This window comes from Salegentibacter sp. 24 (assembly GCF_004362395.1).
GTDB lineage: Bacteria > Bacteroidota > Bacteroidia > Flavobacteriales > Flavobacteriaceae > Salegentibacter.
Genome location: NZ_SNWE01000001.1, coordinates 210,297 through 230,731, shown reverse-complemented (window position 1 = coordinate 230,731; position 20,435 = coordinate 210,297). Strand labels below are relative to the sequence as shown.

The following is a 20,435-nucleotide window of genomic DNA, read 5'->3' as shown; positions in this document are numbered from 1 at the left end:
TTTATGACTGATCCAACTTTTTGGCTTTTTTGCGAGACCGGTAAATAAAATATCCTAAAGCACCGATTAATAAATAAGGAAATACCATTAGATAAAGAATTCCATTATTAATACCTTCCGCAGCGCTTTGGTCTGTGCCGCTTTGTAAAACCGCACGACACATAGAACATTGTGCCTGGGCAAATTCAGGAAGCAAGAACAGAAGAATGAAAAGTAAAATATACCTGATTTTCATAACGATAATTTCTTATGCAAATTTAGCAAAACTGCAAATAAAAATTGCAATTGTTAGCAAGAATACTCCCTTGATTTTAATTGCAATCAAAGCTAATAATAAGGCCACATAAAAATATAAACCAACACACCAGTAATTGCCACATATAACCAAATAGGAAAAGTCCACCGGGCAATTTTAGCATGCTTGGTATATTCTCCAGTCAGTCCTCGATACATGGTAAAAAGCACTAGCGGAACAATTATGGCCGAAAGTACGATATGTGTAATAAGTATAAAGAAATAAACTATACGTAAGAAACCCTCACCTCCATATGGTGTTGGATCGTTGCTGATTTTTGAAATTACATAGCTTACCAGAAATATAGCTGACAGTACAAAAGCGGTAATCATTACATTTCGGTGCAATTTATATTCCCCTATACTCATAAAAAAGTAACCAAACATAAGCAAAATGGCAGTTGAAGCATTTAAAACTGCGTGAAAAAATGGAAAAGTCCCTGCTTGTGTTCCGAACACATTATATCGGTCTGGCAAATACATTAAAATAAGCACGATAATTGGCACCAGGATGGAAAGGGCAATAATAACTGGTACTGCAATTCTATCAGTTTTCGTTAGTGTTCTTTTCACAGTAGTTTTCTAATATCTTCAATTAAAATTTCAATTTGGGGCGCTTCTTCTCCCTCTGCAACGGATTTACTTCTCTCTACCGAACCTCGATAGTAGATTATTGGGTTTCCATATTTGTCCTCCCGGGACCTAATGTAACCTTCTTTATCTACAAGTGCGAACAAGCCCTGATGAGCAAAACCACCGGGAACTTCGCTATTCTCTCCCACATAAACATTAAAACCGGCATTAGCAAGCCCATAAATAGCATCTTTATCTCCGGTTAAAAGGTTCCAATTAGGATGGTTTATTCCATAATTCTCAGCATATGATTTTAGCACCTTTGGAGTATCATGATTTGGATCTATTGTGAAAGAAGCGATTCCAAAATCCTTGTTATTTTTAAATTCATTCTGAACTTCTACCAGGTTTTGATTCATTATTGGGCAAATTGTAGGGCAGGTTGTAAAAAAGAACTCAGCTACATAAACTTTCCCCAGGTAATCTTCGTTGGTAATAGTATCCCCGTCCTGATTAACCAACTCAAATTTAGGCGCTTTTTTCCTTTTGCCATTTATCTCAATAAATGATAGGGGTTTATTATCATTGACCTCTTTTTTAGCACCTTTAATATTAAGCCTATCAGCCTTAACCACTTGATTATTCCCAACGGTTTCTACAATTTTTGGAATAAAAATAATTCCAAATACCAGGATGATAAGTGAAAGCCCTATGTATGAATATTTTCTTTTCATTTTAATTATTTTTTCTATGCGCGTTATTCTTCTTTAAGGCCAATCGATATTCGGCAAGAATAACTTTCACATCATCGTTCATCTTATTGCTGAGTTCCGCAACAGATCGAGAGTCATAACCATACACTTTCCCGGTATCTTCATCATCACTTCGACCTCTCAAATTTCTATCTTTATCAACTATAAAAACGTAAGGTGTATAAGTCTCTTTTAGATTATGAGGTGTATCGAAACTTTCAAAAACTTCCTTTACTTCTTTTGGGGTTCCAAAAATGAATTTCCATTTCTCGGTTTTTGAAATTCCACTAAATTCCTTTTTAAATTTTTCCGCTTCTTCCCTCGCTTCCTCTGGCAGAACCACTATGAACTGAAAATCATTAAACTCATAATATTTTTCCAGAATCTTTTGATCTAGGTTAAAGGTATTCCCTTTCAGGTTCTCTAATTTTTTTCCAAAAAAGGCTACAATGCTAATTTTATCCTCAAGGCTAATTGGTTTCCCATCCAGGGTCTGAAATTCCGAGACATCCATCACTGTCTTGGTCAACACCGGTAATTTGGCGAAATTATTTTGCCCGGAAGCAAAAAACATATATGCGATAATTGGCAAAGCAAAGAGCACAAAAAGCACAAAAAACTTTTTCATAATCCTGTATAAAGAAGTGGGTGCAAAAATAAAAAGACGGTTTAATAAAACCGCCTTACTATACAAATTTAACTTTTAATCTTATCAAAAGTCCCAGGCCACATAGCCGTTTTTGTATACCTCGTAAATATAGCCTCCCTCCGTGAGAAGAATAAATATAAGGTAACTAATAAGGAAAATTGCTGTCCATACAATTGCGCGACGCAAACCTTTAGTTTCTCCTTCAAGATGCATAAAAGCCCAGGCTATATAATAAGCTTTGTAAATAGTCAATATAATGAATATCCAGTTAAGAAGAGACATTGTAAGGAAAGCTGTATCGGTAAGGAATTCAGGTTTTAAGATCCCTAAAACCACTTCCACAAGGGTTACGATGGAAAGTATAATAAATACGGTCCAGATTCTCTTCGTATTAGATTCGTGATGATGCGCTGTATCGTGTGCCATTTTTATTTATTTCTAAAAATTATACCAGGTAAAAGAATGTAAATACAAATACCCAAACTAAATCTACAAAGTGCCAGTAAAGACCTACTTTTTCAACCATTTCATAATTCTTTCTACGCTCATAGGTTCCAAGAATAACGTTAAAGAAAATAATGATATTGATGATTACACCCGAGAGCACGTGAAAACCGTGGAAACCGGTAATAAAGAAAAAGAAGTCCGCAAATAACGGTGGGCCGTATTCATTTCTAGTCAGATTAGCACCTTCTATTACACCTTCGGCATCTGCAGTTAGTTTTGCTAAAGATGCTTCACGGGAAAGTATGATCTTCTCTCCATCCTCACTCAACATCTCTGTTTTTATTAAAAGATTTGGATTCGCAGCAAAACCTGCTATCACTTCTTCTAAAGCATAAGAAGGCAAAGACTTCTCACTTTCAAACCAAACTCCATTTCTAGCTTGATGTTCTACCCTAACAGATTCACTAGGAACAGCAATTTCTTCAAGAGAAACTCTTTCCCCTTCGGTATCGATAAACTGAAGAATATTACCCCCTTCTGTATAAACAGCCCCATAAGTTCCGCTTATAAAATTTTTCCATTCCCAGGCTTGAGAACCAAGGAATATAAGCCCCCCAATAATAGTCAGGAACATATAAAAAGTAACTTTTCCCTTCTTTAACTGGTGGCCGGCATCAACTGCCAATACCATGGTCACGGAAGAGAAAATAAGAATAAAGGTCATTAATGCTACATAATACATTGGAGCATCTACCCCGTGTAAAAATGGAAAGTGATTAAAAACTTCATCTGCAATTGGCCAGGAGTCGATAAATTTAAAGCGGGAAAATCCATAAGCTGCAAGAAAACCAGAGAAGGTAAGTGCATCTGAAACGATGAAAAACCACATCATCATTTTACCATAACTTGCCTTTAACGGCTCATTACCACCACCCCAGGTTTTACCTTCAGTACCTGTTCTAACAACAGTAGCTTCCATAGAAGAGTATTTAGATTTTAAGTATTGCGCAAAAATACGCAATTTTATTATTTAACGAAATATAAAAACACAAACAGGTATATCCACATAAAATCAACAAAGTGCCAAAAAGTGCCACCTAACTCAATTCCAAGCATTTGACCTTTTACATAACGTTGTTTAAAATGGTTATAAATTACCACCAAAAGCGTGATTATTCCTGCAAATAAGTGCGCCATATGAACTAAAACCAACACATAAATAAAGGAAGTGGTGATACTGCTTTCACTTCCGGTGAAATAATACCCTTCACTTATAATTTGAGAAAAACCATGAAACTGAAAAACTACAAATAAAACCGCTAGCAACAAGGTTCCGATTAACATGGCCGAGGCATTCTTTCGGTTTCCCGACAGAATACTTTTTCTTGCAAGTATAAATGTTATACTACTTAATACAATTATAATTGTACTCCAGTAAAAGGCACCAGGCAATTCAAAGTCGGTCAACCAATCTGGCCTAGTTTTACTAACTACATAAGCACTGGTTAACCCTCCAAAGGTCATTACCATACTAATTATCCCAAACCAAAGCATCATCTTTTTCGCCCGGTCGTGCTTATCTTTTTCGCTATTTTGAGTTAGATCCATTGTCTTATAAATTTATCGAAAACATATACTATTTGAAGTAGGGTAATATAAGATACGCTTGCGAACATTAATTTTTTAGCAGCTTCTGCCGATTTTTCTTTATACAGTTTTATTGAATAAAATAGCATACCTAATCCAAGCATAAGTATGATAACTCCCGCAACAGGAGATAAAAAGAGCTTTCCTGTAACACCAAAAACGGGGATTAAAGAGACCAGAATAGTCCAAACCGTATAAAGAATAATTTGAATAGCGGTCCCCCGATCCCTCCTTCCAGTAGGCAACATAAAGAAACCTCCTTTTCTATAATCATCATACAACCACCAGCCTATTGCCCAAAAATGAGGAAATTGCCAGAAAAACTGGATCATAAATAGTGTACCGGGTTCTATACTAAAATCTCCAGTGGCCGCCACCCACCCCAACATAAATGGAATAGCACCAGGAATCGCACCTACAAATACGGCTAAAGGAGTCTTAGTCTTTAAGGGTGTATATAAGCTAACGTACAAGAAGATACTAATAGCCCCGAACATTGCGGTTTTAGGATTAATAATATACAATACTAAAAGCCCCGCAATGGTAAAAACGCTAGCAATTAAAAATGCCGTACTTACCGACATTCGACCATCAGGTATCGGACGATTTTTAGTACGATCCATTAGAGCATCCAGGTCCCGCTCTATAATTTGGTTATAAGCATTAGAAGCACCAACCATAAAATAACCTCCTATGGCCAGCAAAAATACTGTAACAAAATCTATACTATCCGCCCCTAGAAAATAACCGGCAATCGAAGAAAAAACAACGCTGACAGCAAGCCGCACCTTGGTAATTTCTTTAAAGTCTGTTAGAATGGAAGCCGAGGAAGTATGTACGCCGGTGCTGCTCAAAAATAGATTTTTTCAATTGGCGCAAAGATACTTCTTAATTGGGTTTTGACAAGGGGGCAAAAATGTTAATTTTCAGCCTCTAGCGAATTCAGGAAACATTCATAAAAAATCTAAAAGTAGTTGTTCCTAATAATCGTAATACCAGTTAAAAATATCTGTACGCAAACCAAAATTTACCCAGGAAGTAGTATTATCAAAATTTTGTGGAGTTTTAACCTCAGGATTAAAATTGCGATAAATATAACTTCCATAAAGCTTTAAATTGGTTGCCGGATTTATAATATAGCCCACTTCTATGTTAGAAAAAAAAGAGATTGTAGTATTTCCCTGCCCAATTTCCACATCGGTATCAAAGGGACGCTGGCGCTCACTAGAATAAATATCCCCCCCATAAGCTGCCTGATTCACAGCCACATTGTAATCAAACCCTCTTTTCCCATAGATGAATTTAGCATTTCCGTACCACCTATTGCTTTTATATCGTGCGATAGCGAGGATCTCTCTGAAGTTGGAACCCCACAAATGGGCCATTGACTGGTTATTATGTCCGTAATTTAAAACTCCGGTATTATGGGAATAAGTATAAGGTCGCACCTGGTTATATTCAGTCTGCAGAAATAATCCAGGAATATTAAACGCATTAAAATACTTTATCCCTAATTGATACCCAAGTTTGTTTTTCCAGCTCTGTTGCCCTCCGAAAACATCAGTAGTAGAGAATTCATCTATTATAATTTGACCATAAAAATTAATTTTATTTGACAACTTATATTTTGAAGTTAAACCAATAATAGCATTTCCTCCCCTAGCTCCCGTAGAAAATTCTATTGCACGATAAAAAATTATAGGATTTAGGTAATTTAAATCAAATCCTCGATTATTATCATTTTGCCAAACTACCGATTCAAATAAACCAATATTAAGCCTTTTAGTAACATTATAACTTAGATAATGATTGGCCATATATTTTGTCCTGAAAGAGCCATCTGAAGTAACTGCAGGTCTCACGTCTCGAAGGGACATCCAGGTATTGGTGTATTTTAACTTCCAGAAAGTTGTATTAAGCTTAAAATAGGGATATGGGGAAGCATTATCACTCATTAAAAGGGAGCGATAACCATCGCCGATAAAATTTTTGCCATGCCCAAATTGAATATTAAAAAATTTACTGGGAGTATAAGACAAGTAACCTTCGGCGACAGGATAATCATAACCTCCATCCATAAAGGGTTTGGCAATTCCCCGACCGGGAATTATAGCAGGATCACCTCCGTCTGGCCGGAGGGACGCTGCAAAACGGTTGTAATATTCAGCAAATCTGCCCTGATTTTCGTAAGCAACAGTGTAAAAATTAAAATTTGCACCCAAACCACCCTGAAAGATAAGTGCACGAGTATTATTATAAGTGAAATCGAAGCTTTGCTGCTGAAAATCTTTACCAAGCTGAAGATCTAGAGCAAAATCCAAAGTAAACCAGTAATCTTCAGTTTGATATTGAACCAGATGTTCGTTAAACAATTTTCTACCCACCCAGGAATTGACATCCAGGCGCATTTCATTTTCCTTTGCCTTAAAATTGTAATATTTGGAAACTTCAGAGAAAAGCAAGGGCTTGGAAGCCGAGTGCGTATTTAAACCGATTCTATTGAATTCAGCATCAAACCTGCTATAGTACTCATGGGAAAGTGGAATATTAATCTGGCTTTCATAACGAGGCCGGGTAAATTCCCCGGGTTGAATTTCATCGTATTCATTAATCACTATGTCTTCTTTAACCTGTGGCATAATGTCTGCAGAATCCTCATTTTCTGAAAATTCAAGACTTTGGACAAGAGGAATCTTTATTGGCATTTTAAACTGAACGGAAATAGGCCTGGAGTTATAGGTAGCCGGTTTAATATTAGGCAGTAATTCAAAAACCCGTACCATTTCTTCCTTGAGTTCCGGGTATACAGCATCGAGATAAATAATCTCAAAACCACCTACTTGATTAACTTCGAAAATCACTCTTACTTCCCCCTTGTACTGTTCTTTTCTTATTTCCGCAGGAACTTGATAATTATCCAGAACAAACGCTCTTAAGGTATTTTTAAAACAAGCCTCTTTCTGTAAGAAATCTACATCCACACATTTAGGAAATTGTGGAAAGCGCTGGCTGTTATGCTGAGCCTGGGACTTGGAATTGACTGAAATTAGCAGAAAAAGAAGAAACAGGTAGCTCTTCATATTAGAGTCGGGGAAAGATTGGTTACACCTCCGAAATATACATTTTTTTGTATAGAGTCACTCATTAAATTAAAAAATCCCGGAACGAAGCCGGGATTTTAATATATATAAAAACTTTAATTTTAATCCTGAACCTGGAAAATAATAGGTAAAGAATACATAACTCCTACTGCTTTACCACGTTGTCTACCCGGTTTCATTTTTGGTAATTTATTAATTACTCTTGCCGCTTCTTGCTCTAACCTTGGGTGAGGAGCACGAGACATTACATTGGTAATATTACCTTTTTCATTAATTTTAAACTGAACAATCACCCTGTTTACCCCAGAAAGGCCAAGTTCTGCACCCAAATCGGTATCAAACTCATCGTTAACGAACTGACTAATTTTCTGACTCATACAGTTTTTACGCTCTTCGTTGTTGTTAAGGTTCTCACAACCTGGGAAAATCGGCACATCTTCAATTACAGCAAAAGGCACGTCTTCAATCACCTCTTCAGTAGGCGCTTCAACAACCTCTTCTACCTCAACAATTTCCTCCAAACTGGTTTCGGTAGATTGAATTTCATCTTCCTCTACCTCTTCCTCGTCTTCTACAACCTCAATAATCTCCGGTGCCGGTGGCGGCGGTGGCGGTGGTGGTGGTGTATTCTGCATTTCAGTAATCGGGATTACCTCTTCATCTAACTCGTCCATATTTAACTGGCCGGTATCAATGGCTTCCTTGTCATAGGTCTTCCATTCAATTGCCCGCCAGGTAATTAAAAGGACCAGGATAAGCCCCAATTGAAGAAAGAATACACTTCTTCTTTTTAAATCGGCTTTTGGATTTTTCTTTGGTTCCATAATAGGTTATTGATTAATAAGGATTGCTAAATTAAATATTTTTTCTAAAAAATTAAATTAATCTTACTATTTAACCTTTTTAGGTTCTTTTCGAAGAAAAGAAAGATACTAACAGCAAGTATAACTCCGCCTGCATTGGCCAAAATATCATACCAATCCGGCTCTCTGTAACTGGTAAACACACCTTGTAGAACCTCAATTAACATACCAAACCCCAATGCGAGACCTGCTATTTTAAATAAATTGTTTTTAAAAGATACTTTAGGATTATTTTTCAGTATAAAATATACTTTCCACAACACCACAAGTCCAAAATAGGCTGTAAGATGCATAAGTTTATCCGTAGGACTAAAACTACCTACACTAATTTTACCCAAGCTCACTAATGAGGAAACCAAAAGTAAAACAGTATAAACAATCGCTACAAATAAGCCTGCTCTAGCTACCAAGAATTTCCTTATATGAATCTGGATTTAGCAAATCCTCCAGCTGAGATTCATCAGAAAATTTTATTTTAATCATCCAACCTTCACCATAAGGATCGGAATTCACCTTTTCCGGTTCGTCTTCAAGGCTTTCATTAAATTCAATTATCTCCCCCGAAAGTGGCAAATATAGATCGGAAACTGTTTTTACCGCTTCTACCGTTCCAAAAACTTCTTCTCTATCAAGTGTTTCATCTACGGTTTCGACTTCTACATATACGATATCACCCAATTCGCCCTGAGCGAAATCTGTAATACCAATTGTAGCCGTATCACCTTCTATCCTAACCCATTCGTGGTCTTTTGTGTATTTTAAATCTTGTGGAATATTCATTAGTTGTTTTTTATATTATGGCAAAGTTAATTTTTTAAAGTAATACTTCAAACAAGCCTTAATTAATTTCCGAAATTATATCTAAGAGTGATGCCAGATCTTATAGTTGTTTGAGGAAATGCAGTAGAGACAGCGTATTCGGAAAAATTATGTTCATAGTAGAATATTGCCGTTAAATTGCTGGAAAGCGCATAATCTGTAGTGAAGTTAATGCGCCATATATCCTGGCCTGCAATTACCTGGCTTGTTTCTAAATCCAAATACCTAATAATGCTTTTATTCCTTCTAAAGGATACATCAGCTTTAAAATTAAGATCGCTACTCAAAATTCTGTTTCTACCTCCTAGTCCCGTTGCAATTCTTAAATCCTTTATCCTATATCCAGCACCCAGGATATATTCGTTTCCGGTAGTCTCCGTCAGTAAATTATTATCAAAACTTAAAGAAAGCATACGGTCCTTTCTAACTTCTGCTAAAATTTGGATAGCATTTTTTGTTTCCAGGTCTAAACGGAATAATGGCGTAAACAATTCTGTTAAAACAATATTAGAGTACAATACCGGGTTTTTAAAATCTCCTGCCTGGTTAGTTTCAAATTCATTCTCTGGATCATAGTCCAGGTTGGTCTGAAATTGATTGATGGTATAATTTGATTGATAACCATGATTTATAGAAATTCTCCTAAACTTATCCCTAAACCAACCGATTCGCATTAAACCTGTATATTTCATATCCCAGTTAGGCAATGGCATATCTCTAAAAGCACCCAGTTGAATGTCCTGTGGATTCTTCCCTGAATAGGCCGAAACAAAAGCGGGCAAAAGAACAGCCTGGTTAGTTCTCCCAATTCCTATAGGATAACCATCATCATCCACCTCGTTGGGATCTAACCCACGCTCTCTGGCAATCCGACGAGCTATTTGTAAACGATTGGCTCTAAAGGTTTCGAAAGTTTCTGAAGATTGCTCGCTGGATTGATTAAAAGCAGTTCCGATAAGAATGGTTGAAATATTAAAATTTCCATAGTTATATGGCGTTAGCGGAATGTATTCTAAAGTATTTGGATCCACTCTAAAGTTCTCTGAATAATTCTCCGAATAGTTCTTGTTAGCACTTATCGTTACTGTGAGATCAGGAATTATATCTAAAGCCGCCTGAAAATCCAGTTGTTCATTCACTAAAGTAGAATACTGCTGGTTAAAATTTTGAAATAGGGTTAACCAACCTCTTCTTGCAGCAGCATACCTAACTTCTTCCTGCCATCCAAAAGTAAAAGCCGTACTTGGCCGCAGAGTTCCCATAAAACCAACACTAGGAATATAGCCTGGAAGAAATGTGCCTTCATTCTGACGATAGTTTATTTGTAACCTGCTCAAAATAGTTACAAAATCTACAAAAGTATTATAGGTTTTATTGGTTTTTTCAATGACCTGTGTGCTCTGAGTGCGTTGTGTGTCTTGTGCCGTTCCATCCAGAGTGGGAACACCGGCGCTGCGTTGTTTAATTGTTTGTCCAGATTTGGCCCCCTTTTTTTCTAAACCTAAATAAGAATAAAGACTTTCCATATCCAGGCTGGCGTTTATTTGATGGGAACTGGAGTTTTGTACACTATTTCCAATATCGGGAATACCTTCGAGATTTTCATAAATTCTGGAACCACGTTGCCATTGAAAATCGCCAGAATATGAGTAAGTAGCATTAATAAATTTCAGTACTGGAATTTTATCGAAAGGCAGTTCATAATTTACCTGTAGGTTCTGATAATGCAAATCTGGAGTACCAATGCTAAAAAAGTTATCCCACACACCAATATTGTTATTTGCAAAGCCATCTTCGTCTATATAATTTCTAACAACGCGATTATTTGAAGCATTGAAAATAAAATTTAAGGATTTGGTAAGATTGTAGTTTATACCATATTCCCAGTTGAATAAATAGTTTCGCTGATAAAGAGTCGGAATACCCAAATCGTCTTCCGAAAGATCTAAAGTCCTGAATTGTTGTTCTGTATACTGCCTTAAGATCGTAGAACTCGCATTGATATTTGAAGGCAACAAATTCACGTTAAAATCCCTTACTAGCGAGTAATAATCGCTACTGTCCAATTCGGAAATATTCTTAAACGGCTCTATTTGCTTTGGCTCAAAATTAAACTCATAAGTTGCCCCCACCCTAACATTTTGATCCAGAGATTCTTCAATTTCAAAATCACGGTGATTCACCTGGTTATAAGAAGTTGTGAAAGTAAAATTCTCCACATCATAAGGCATCGGCTTTGCCTCCCCAGTACGCTCTTTTCTTAAACCAATTATATTTACGCTTTGCCGTTTGGTGTAAGATTGTGATTGTCTTTTAACCAAAGCTCTTTCTACCGGATCCTCAATATTTTCCAGTCTTGTTTCCAATTCTAAATCCAGGTATTCCTGGTCATATTTCGGAGTTATCAATTCCTCTCCTCTGCTATAATTAAAAGGAATTTTAACGCCCCAATTCTTTGGTAATAGTTGCCCTGCATTTACACTGGTAACCACGTTATATTGCTGGAAATTTTCCCTGCTTCGTTGGTTTGGTCCCTGAGCCAGTGTTCCAAATCCAACAGTACTTTTTCTCCCGGTGGCGGCCACAGTTGCAAAATCTGCTAAATTAGTATCCATATTAATCACTGTAGCCCAACCACCTTCATTTTTAAGATCAGAAAGTCTTAGCTCATTAAACCAAACTTCTCCACACAAATCTTGAACACCATTGGTTGGTGTGCCGTTTTTAACACCAAGCATCAACACACGAACATTGCCAAAGCTGGGATTCCCTTTTATTCCAAGTCGCAGCTGACCCATTTCATAGGAATCTTCTTCATTTACTAAATTCAGATTCTCGCTGAAAAAATTCAATTCTCCCGAGCTCAGGGAAGGATCCCCAAGGACCCTTGTTTTTATTCCCTGTAATAAATCCAGTGGTAGTTCCATACGATTTACTGCAGGCCAAATCTCTTCAGCAGTCATTGCTCCAAAAGATGTTGGACTTAAAGGTACTTCAACCTGATAGTAATTATCGGTAAAATCGGTTCCCATTCTTATAAAAGCTACCAACTGGCCATCTTTTAACGGCGTTCTTTCGGGTAGCGATTCTGCGTGAATAAACATTTCCAGTTCCTTATACTGTCGCATATCCAACTGGAAATTCTTGTAAACCGCCCGCGAGTCCTGGGGCTCTAAATCACAAACTCTAAGCGACAATGATTGCTCATTTTGTCTTATGTTTGTATTACTTTCAAAAAGTTCTTCTCTTATTACGCCCGGTGGCAATACATAAGGTATTGGTTCACGATTTTCATTTTCCTCTATATTTACTGCGGAAACTTCAAAAAGGGTATTTTGATTTTCAGGAAGCACATCTCTATCTCTTAAACCACCATTATAACGCCGGTAATCTCCTCTTACCAACTCCATAGTACCGAATCTAAGTAAAGTTTCCTCCTCAAAATCACTTAGAAACATTCGCATAAAACGAATGGACCTATATCCCGCTATCCCACCTTTGGAATCCGTGGGTTCATAAATAGGTATTTTAAATTGGAGCCAACGAACAGGCAGTTGGTTGCCGTTTCGAAGCGTTACATTAAGCTCTTTTTCATCTGTAATATATTGGTTATTATCAATATCCATCCCGGGAAAAAACGGTATTTCATATTCAAAATAACTATCTATAGTATTCATTGTATTGTCCCGATTCATATCTTCCGATGTGGGTAAGGTGGTATTCCCCCTATTGGTCTCACTAACTTCTGGGGGTGAATTCCCATCGGGACCATTATAATTCCTATAGCGATTAACTATATCGCCATCTACACTAAGAAAATATTCATAATTATCTGCAGCAGGATCAGGTAAGGTACTAAATTCAGGGAATTTTACAGCTTCCAGTTCGTCGGAAAACCCATCGTAGCCTATATCCTGATTTACACGTTCTTCTCCTTCAGAATCAAATGCGTAAATTAAAGATTGATCTGCCGGAACCTGCGCCACTTCAGTTTCTATGGTATTTTGGGTCCCACCGTCACGGGGAAGACCATTTTCATATTGCTTCCGACCATCTTTAAGTACATCTTCAGAAATATTTCCCAAGTTGAAATTGATAATTCCTCCTGAATTACTCATATTTTCAGCATATATATAGGGATCCATCACCCAAAATTCTATAAACTCAACATTGCTTTGCTCAAAATTCGTGGTATTGATTCCCCGCATAATTCCACCAAAATTATCTGCAGGGTTCGGAAGAGAACCATTTGCAGCTGCAGGATCGAAATTGTACGGCCCTCGCTCTTCAGGAAAATAAGCCACGTCCATGGTATAAACTACTTGGGGCTGACCTTGTACAACATCGGTATTCGGAAAAATCTCACTTAGGGCCACTCTTCTTGTGGCGTAAGTGGAGATATCATTATCTGAAATCCCCTCTGGGCGGTTACTACTATAAAAAATAGGATCTATCGTGTACCATGCTATTTTTGCACGGTTTGCTCCCACTCTAATATCACCATTGGCCAGTTCCCCACCATATCCTAATGGAACACTACTTAATTCCCAGCTTAGCGGGGAATTAATATCTATGGTTGTTTGAGCTGCTTCAAAATCATCTATATATGTGGTTGCCTCTCCATCAAAATCATTAACTGCGGGTGCTCCTGGTTGTAAATAGGCAAATTCCCCAGTTACTGAAAAGTTAGAAGGCACATCAGTATCTATATTTGGCAGTTCATTGACCAGTCTGGTAAGGAATGGGACCTGAGTGGAATAATTTACATTAAAGCCAAAAATCGAATTATTTATGGGTTCATAACTATAGTTAGCCTTCTGGGTGAGGGGGCGTTCCTTTAAGTTTAGAAACGTAGCTCCAACCAAAAGATTTTTGTTAAACTGATGTTCAACATTGATCCCTGTAAATCGTTTGGTTTGCTGACCAAATAAAGCATTATTCTCCGTATTGACCTGGATTGGAATATTGGAGGCTAGCAAGGCTTCATCAAGAATTTGCACTCTTCCCAATTCATAATTCACCACATAATCTACACCTTCCTGTAGGATCCTGCCTCCAGCAGTAACGGTAACAGAACCCGGCGGGAGGTTATAACCGATTGGGATACCTTCAACCTCACCAGAGGTATATCTTCCTTTTAACTGGAATTTATTTTTATCTGCATCTTCCTGCTCTGCCTGAGTTTTTGTAGTTCGATATAAAGAGCGAAAAACATATTTTTCCTGGTTGGGATTCCAGGTTTCTGGATTACTATAAATTTCGGTACCGGTGTTCGGGGTGTTATCCAATTCATCAAATAAATGCTCTCCAAAAGGTTCCACGGTTGTAAAAATAATATTCCCGTTTTGCGGATCTATGGTTAAGCCGGGTACATAATCAAAAAAACCATCTCCACCATTTATAGGATCATTATTGTTATTCAATTTATCTAAATTAAATACACGTAACAAGGAAGTTTCTTGTACATCTTCTGGCAAAGGAACCTGACCATCTCCGGCAGGTTTTATATAATTTAATGGCTGTGGATCTGTATAAAGAATATTCATCCTAAAATCTTCTCGCTCCAATTGGTATGCTCCCAGACTATAAATATTCTTCATCATCAAATCCCAAACCGGTTCATCTACATTGGTGATAGTACTCTTAAGCATTTTCACAACCAAGTTCTTGTTAACCCTTAAATTTATGTCGGGATCTTCCCCTGGTTGTGTTGATAGATTGCTATCTCCGGTAGCATTCACTCCGTCATTTGCAAATTCTCCTACCTGGTAGACTTCACCATTTACAGTGTATTGATAAGCTACTGCAAGGATCTCATCATTGCTCAATCTCTGATTTAATGAAATATAACCGAGCTGTGCATTCAAGGTATATTCATTTGGCTGCAATTGCCTGGCACTTTCAAGTTTTACGTAATCGAGACCCTCTGAAACAGGAAGCCCACTAAACCCATTATCTACGGTAGCCACATCTCGAATAGCAGGAGTTAAGAGAGATTCACCCGAACCATCAATTCCAAAAGGATTTAAATCATTGTTGGTATTATCAGGATAACTTCCCGCGGGTTGGTTAAAAAACCCGGCGGGTACAGTCTCAAGGCCTATATTTCCCGGCACATTGGTCTCTCCAAGATCCTGAATTCCCACTATACTCCTGGTATCGGATAGGTTTTGCACATTATTGGTACGATTAGTTACCCATACCTGAACCCGTTTTACCTGAATATTAGAATTGATAAAAGGATAATCTTCAAGAGCTTCATCATAATGATCCCTGAAGTAATGCGATAGAAAAAAGTGCCGATCCTGATCGTAATCTAGTATAAATTTCTCAAATTCTTCAACTGTTGATCCTCCCTCTACATTTACAGTACGTCGTTCCGACTTCTGTTCAGAAAAAACACCGGTAATTCGGGTTTTTCCAAACTGTAACTCTGTTTTAAATCCGAATAAACTTTGTGCACCCTGCATCAGGGCGTTATTAAGCGGCATATTCACATTACCTACTTCAATTTTTTGAACTATATCATCTTCAGTAGGGGTGTATTCCAGTTTCAACTGATTTTGAAAATCGAAAGTAGATTCCGTATCATAATTAGCAGTTATTTGCAGACGCTCTCCGATTTGCCCAAGAAGACTGAGGCTAATTCGCTGATCAAAATCAAAAGTAAGATTACTTCGGTTTCTGGGTGAAAAAGCTGGATTGTCCTGCTTGGTATAAAGTAACCCAAGATCCATTTCTACTGTTCCCTGAGGAACAATATTTATTTCAGTACCACCAAAAATGCTTTCAAAAAAATTATTATTAACATAAAAATCAGGAAGTAAATCACGCTGAATTTCCTCTGTTCCTTCTTTCCGACCCGCCTGAGCATCAGCCTTTAACTTAAAATAATCACGCATTTCCTCCTCTAAAACCAGGTTTTCATACTCCTCAGGCGTTAGAATCAATGGAATAGATAGGTCTAAATCTCCCAGTCTTTCTCTGTAGATATAACGATTTAGAATGGGATCGTACTGGTAATAGGTTGAAATTAGCTCAGAGTCTGGCAAGCTTATTTCACCCATAACATACCCCGTTTCGGTAGTATCCTGGGGGGTTTCCTGTGCAGTGGAACTCAATGAAATTATCAGTGACAACAACAAGCTGAGTCTAACCGAAGTTGACAATTTCCAGTAATTGTGCCTCAATTCTTTACAAATTTTTAAGAGCCATTTTTATAATAGATTCTACCGTAGGGTTAGTTGAATCTTTCATTAATTTATCTACAACTCTGGTAGCCTGCTTTCTGGCAAAGCCAAGAGTCTCTAAAGCAGATAACGCTTCTTCCTTTATTGTATTGTTCTGAGGAACCAAAATTTCATCCTCCCCGTAAACTTTCAATATTTTATCTTTTAAATCCAAAATTACGCGCTGCGCTGTTTTGGCTCCAATTCCTTTAACGCTTTGTATGGTGGGCACATCGGAATGGGCAATAGCTTCTTTCACCTGATTGGGTTCTAAGGAAGATAACATTGTTCTTGCAGTACTGGTGCCCACTCCCGAAACCGAAATCAACAACCTGAAAATCTCACGTTCAGATTTTTGATAAAAACCATATAGCGTATGGGAGTCTTCCTTTACGTGCAAATGAGTGTAAATACTTATATTTTCGGAATCTGGAATTAGGGAAAAAGTGTGAAGTGAAATATGAACCAAATACCCAACACCGTTGCAGTCGATTACTAAGTAAGTAGGATTCTTCTCTATTAATTGCCCCTTAAGATGATGAATCATAAAATTTAAACTTGAAGAGCCAAATGTAGTAAATAAAAATTAAGCCCGAAATCTTTGGTCCGGGCTTAACTATTGTATATTCAATTATTTTATTTCTTTTGCTTTTTTACTTTTTCTTGAGCATCTACAACGGTTACCGCCGTCATATTGACAATTTCTTCTACACTTGCTCCAAGCTGAAGAATGTGCACTGGTCTGCGCATCCCCATCATAATTGGGCCAATAGAATCAACCTTATTAAGTTCCTTGATAAGCTTATAAGTGCTATTTGCTGAATCAAGATTAGGATAGATTAAAGTATTGACCTTTTTTCCGGCAAGTTTTGAAAATGGGAATTTATCCTGAAGCATTTCACGGTTAAGGGCAAAATCTGCCTGCAACTCTCCATCAACATTTAAATCTGGATGGTAACGGTGCAAATAAGAAACCGCCTCTTTAACTTTGGTGGCGTGAGGATCTTTAGAAGAGCCAAAATTCGCATAAGACATCATGGCAATTACGGGTTCTAGACCAAAAAGTTTAACAGTTCTGGCAGTCATTTGGGCAATTTTAGCAAGATCTTTTGCCGGCGGATCTATATTGATAGAAGTATCGCTAATAAAAAGCGGACCGCGAGAAGTATTCATAAGGTTTGTGGCGGCCACACGAGTTACTCCTGGCGCCATTCCGATAAGCTCCAACATAGGTTTGACCACTGCAGGATACGCTCTTGAGTAACCGGAAAGTAAACCATCCGCATCGCCTTCGTTAACCATCATTGCAGCGAAATAATTGCGTTCACGCATTAGTTTTTCCGCATCATAAAGTGTAACTCCGCTACGGTTTCTCGTTTTCCAGTATACCTGAGCATAATCTTTTCTGTGACCTTCCTCTTCATCAGATTTTGGATCAATGATGGCAACATCTTCATTAAAATCTATTTCTGCCATCAATTCTTTAATCACCTCCCGGCGGCCCAGTAAAATTGGAGTAGCTATTCCTTCATCGTGAACAATTTGTGCTGCCTTAAGTACATCAAGATGATCGGCTTCAGCAAACACAATTCTTTTGGGGTTCATTTTCGCTCGGTTTAGCAATAACCGGGTAATTTTATTATCGCTACCCATTCTTTCAAGCAACTCCTCTTCATATTTTTCCCAATCCTGAATAGGTTGCCTTGCCACACCACTTTCCATAGCGGCTCTGGCCACGGCAGGAGGAACCTTGGCAATTAATCGAGGATCAAAAGGTTTTGGAATAATATAATCCGACCCAAAATTAAGCCTGGTTTCCCCATAAGCAATATTCACTTGTTCTGGAACTGGCTCTTTGGCCATCTCTGCCAGGGCTTTCACCGCTGCCATTTTCATCTCTTCATTAATTTTCGTTGCCCTAACATCTAAAGCTCCACGAAAAATAAATGGAAATCCAAGAACATTGTTTACCTGGTTAGGATGGTCACTTCTCCCGGTGGCCATAATAATATCCTTTCGGGTATCCATGGCAAGTTGATAGTCGATCTCAGGATTTGGATTTGCCATCGCAAAAACAATCGGGCGTTTCGCCATACTTTTCAACATTTCTGGAGAAACGATGTTGGCAATAGAAAGCCCGACGAAAACATCGGCATTTTTCATCGCCTCGTCAAGAGTATCTATTTTTCTATGAGTAGCAAATTCTTTCTTTTCTTCTGAAAGATTGGGACGATCTTTTCTAATCACGCCTTTGCTATCCAACATTACGATGTTTTCATCTTTTGCACCAAAAGCCTTATAAAGTTTAGTACAAGAAACCGCTGCTGCACCGGCACCGCTTATCACAATCTTTACTTTCCCGATCTTTTTCTTAGCCAACTCCAATGCATTTAATAGAGCGGCAGCAGAAATAATAGCCGTTCCGTGCTGATCATCATGCATCACTGGAATATCAAGCTCTGCTTTTAGGCGCTGTTCAATTTCAAAAGCTTCTGGAGCTTTGATATCTTCAAGATTAATTCCACCAAAGGTAGGAGCGATATTCTTTACTGTCTCAATAAATTTATCCACATCTTTGGTATCCACTTCAATATCAAATACATCTATATCAGCAAAAATCTTGAAGAGTAAACCTTTTCCTTCCATTACGGGCTTAGAAGCTTCTGGGCCTATATCACCTAGCCCTAATACGGCAGTACCGTTGGTAATAACGGCAACCAAATTTCCCTTAGTAGTATACTTATAAGCATTTTCTTTATCCTTTTCTATCTCCAGGCAAGGTTCAGCAACGCCGGGAGAATATGCCAGGGAAAGATCCCTTTGGGTTGCATATTTTTTAGTCGGTACTACCTGAATTTTTCCAGGTTTGGGTTTGGCGTGATAAACCAGTGCTTCTCTTCTTTTTCTAGGATTATTACTCATAATTTATTTTTTGTGCTAACCACAAAGGTAGCAAGCTTAGCTCCAATATTGAACTTCTAGGTATAAAAGAAACCTTAAATTTGATAAAATTGAAAGAATATTCCCGTTCAGGATTATTTATGAAAATTTCATAAATAGTTTGGTGTTTTATTTATAATAAGAGCGTTAAATTTAAAGTTAGAAGGTTTTAACGAAGTCTATATTTAAAATTTTAGCCCTTCAAAAACTCAATATTTCGCTTCAAGCCTTCAAATTTGGTTCTTTTAACCGCTGATTTTTTAAAGATTTCATTAAAAGTTTCTTTGGTAAGTTCCTCCCAGCCCTGCTTATCTTTTTCTAGCAGTTCGGGATGCGGATTAAACAGAGGTTCGTTATGGGGTTTTGAAAACCGGTTCCACGGGCATACATCCTGACAAATATCACAACCAAACATCCAGTCCTCAAACTGATTTTTGAAGGAATTAGGCAATTCGTCCTTCAACTCTATTGTGAAATACGAAATACATTTGCTGCCATCTACTTTGTAAGGCTCCACAATGGCTTCTGTGGGGCATGCATCTATGCAGGCGGTACAGCTTCCACAATGGTCGGTAACCGGGGTATCATATTCCAGTTCGAGATCTACAATCAGTTCAGCGATAAAATAAAAAGAACCAGTTTGTTTTGAAAGTAAATTGGAGTGCTTACCTATCCAGCCTAATCCACTTTTTGCTGCCCAGGCCTTATCCATTACCGGAGCTGAATCTACAAATGCGCGTCCGCTAATCTCTCCTATTTCATCCTGCATAAACTGCAACAATTGCTTCAGTTTATTTTTAATAACAAAATGATAATCCCTACCATAAGCATACTTGCTAATTTTATACGAATCTTCCCGTTGAGTTTCTTCCGGATAATAGTTGAGCAAAAGCGAAATCACACTTTTAGATCCTTCTACAAGTTTGGTAGGATCCAGGCGTTTATCAAAGTTATTTTCCATCCAGCGCATTTCACCGTGACGGTTTTTATTTAGAAATTCTTCCAGGCGGGGAGCTTCCGCCTCAAGAAATTCAGCTTTAGAAACCCCACAGGAAAGAAATCCCAGTCTCATGGCTTCTGTTTTAATCAGTTGCGTATATTTTGACTTATTTTCGTACAAA

16 protein-coding genes are annotated in these 20,435 nt (G+C 37.8%); all 16 read right to left on the bottom strand.

The window, feature by feature from the left end; translation table 11 throughout:
* Position 1 precedes the first annotated feature (1 nt).
* The 16 genes from DET49_RS01040 to queG all read right to left on the bottom strand — a co-directional run bounded on the left by DET49_RS01040 (position 2) and on the right by queG (position 20,434).
* Positions 2 to 235, bottom strand: coding sequence for a hypothetical protein (locus DET49_RS01040; protein WP_133546291.1), 234 nt, complete (start codon positions 233 to 235; stop codon positions 2 to 4).
* 92 nt (positions 236 to 327) lie between these two features.
* The gene (locus DET49_RS01035; RefSeq protein ID WP_133546290.1) at positions 328 to 867 is read right to left on the bottom strand and encodes a DUF420 domain-containing protein; all 540 of its coding nucleotides are present in this window, start codon (positions 865 to 867) and stop codon (positions 328 to 330) included.
* Positions 864 to 1,601 (bottom strand): SCO family protein, encoded by a 738-nt coding sequence (locus DET49_RS01030; RefSeq protein WP_133546289.1) that lies wholly within the window; start codon positions 1,599 to 1,601, stop codon positions 864 to 866. The genes DET49_RS01035 and DET49_RS01030 overlap by 4 nt, the downstream gene beginning before the upstream one ends.
* A 1-nt stretch (position 1,602) precedes the next feature.
* The gene (locus tag DET49_RS01025) at positions 1,603 to 2,247 is read right to left on the bottom strand and encodes a hypothetical protein (protein ID WP_133546288.1); all 645 of its coding nucleotides are present in this window, start codon (positions 2,245 to 2,247) and stop codon (positions 1,603 to 1,605) included.
* 84 nt (positions 2,248 to 2,331) lie between these two features.
* Entirely contained in the window at positions 2,332 to 2,694 is a 363-nt protein-coding gene (locus tag DET49_RS01020) for a cytochrome C oxidase subunit IV family protein (RefSeq protein WP_133546287.1), read from the bottom strand.
* Between the two features lie 19 nt (positions 2,695 to 2,713).
* Positions 2,714 to 3,694, bottom strand: a complete 981-nt coding sequence (locus DET49_RS01015; protein ID WP_133546286.1) for a cytochrome c oxidase subunit 3 — start codon at positions 3,692 to 3,694, stop codon at positions 2,714 to 2,716.
* A gap of 47 nt (positions 3,695 to 3,741) precedes the next feature.
* Positions 3,742 to 4,323: a heme-copper oxidase subunit III gene (locus DET49_RS01010; RefSeq protein ID WP_133546285.1), complete on the bottom strand. Its 582-nt coding sequence runs from the start codon at positions 4,321 to 4,323 to the stop codon at positions 3,742 to 3,744.
* The gene (cyoE, locus tag DET49_RS01005) at positions 4,314 to 5,216 is read right to left on the bottom strand and encodes a heme o synthase (RefSeq protein ID WP_133546284.1); all 903 of its coding nucleotides are present in this window, start codon (positions 5,214 to 5,216) and stop codon (positions 4,314 to 4,316) included. The genes DET49_RS01010 and cyoE overlap by 10 nt, the downstream gene beginning before the upstream one ends.
* Positions 5,217 to 5,342: 126 nt before the next feature.
* The gene (locus tag DET49_RS01000; RefSeq protein ID WP_133546283.1) at positions 5,343 to 7,442 is read right to left on the bottom strand and encodes a gliding motility protein RemB; all 2,100 of its coding nucleotides are present in this window, start codon (positions 7,440 to 7,442) and stop codon (positions 5,343 to 5,345) included.
* Between the two features lie 122 nt (positions 7,443 to 7,564).
* Complete coding sequence (locus DET49_RS00995) at positions 7,565 to 8,287, bottom strand: energy transducer TonB (RefSeq protein ID WP_133546282.1); 723 nt, start codon at positions 8,285 to 8,287, stop codon at positions 7,565 to 7,567.
* A gap of 44 nt (positions 8,288 to 8,331) precedes the next feature.
* Positions 8,332 to 8,736, bottom strand: a complete 405-nt coding sequence (locus DET49_RS00990; RefSeq protein WP_243729483.1) for a VanZ family protein — start codon at positions 8,734 to 8,736, stop codon at positions 8,332 to 8,334.
* A complete protein-coding gene (gene gcvH, locus DET49_RS00985; RefSeq protein ID WP_133546281.1) occupies positions 8,726 to 9,106 on the bottom strand; it encodes a glycine cleavage system protein GcvH in 381 nt (126 codons plus the stop codon). The genes DET49_RS00990 and gcvH overlap by 11 nt, the downstream gene beginning before the upstream one ends.
* Before the next feature lie 62 nt (positions 9,107 to 9,168).
* Positions 9,169 to 16,335, bottom strand: coding sequence for a cell surface protein SprA (gene sprA / locus DET49_RS00980; protein ID WP_243729482.1), 7,167 nt, complete (start codon positions 16,333 to 16,335; stop codon positions 9,169 to 9,171).
* Positions 16,336 to 16,339: 4 nt separating this feature from the next.
* The gene (gene ruvA, locus DET49_RS00975) at positions 16,340 to 16,921 is read right to left on the bottom strand and encodes a Holliday junction branch migration protein RuvA (protein ID WP_133546280.1); all 582 of its coding nucleotides are present in this window, start codon (positions 16,919 to 16,921) and stop codon (positions 16,340 to 16,342) included.
* An 89-nt stretch (positions 16,922 to 17,010) separates the two neighbouring features.
* Positions 17,011 to 19,296, bottom strand: coding sequence for an NADP-dependent malic enzyme (locus DET49_RS00970; protein WP_133546279.1), 2,286 nt, complete (start codon positions 19,294 to 19,296; stop codon positions 17,011 to 17,013).
* Positions 19,297 to 19,507: 211 nt separating this feature from the next.
* Entirely contained in the window at positions 19,508 to 20,434 is a 927-nt protein-coding gene (queG, locus tag DET49_RS00965; protein WP_262707956.1) for a tRNA epoxyqueuosine(34) reductase QueG, read from the bottom strand.
* Position 20,435 lies beyond the last annotated feature (1 nt).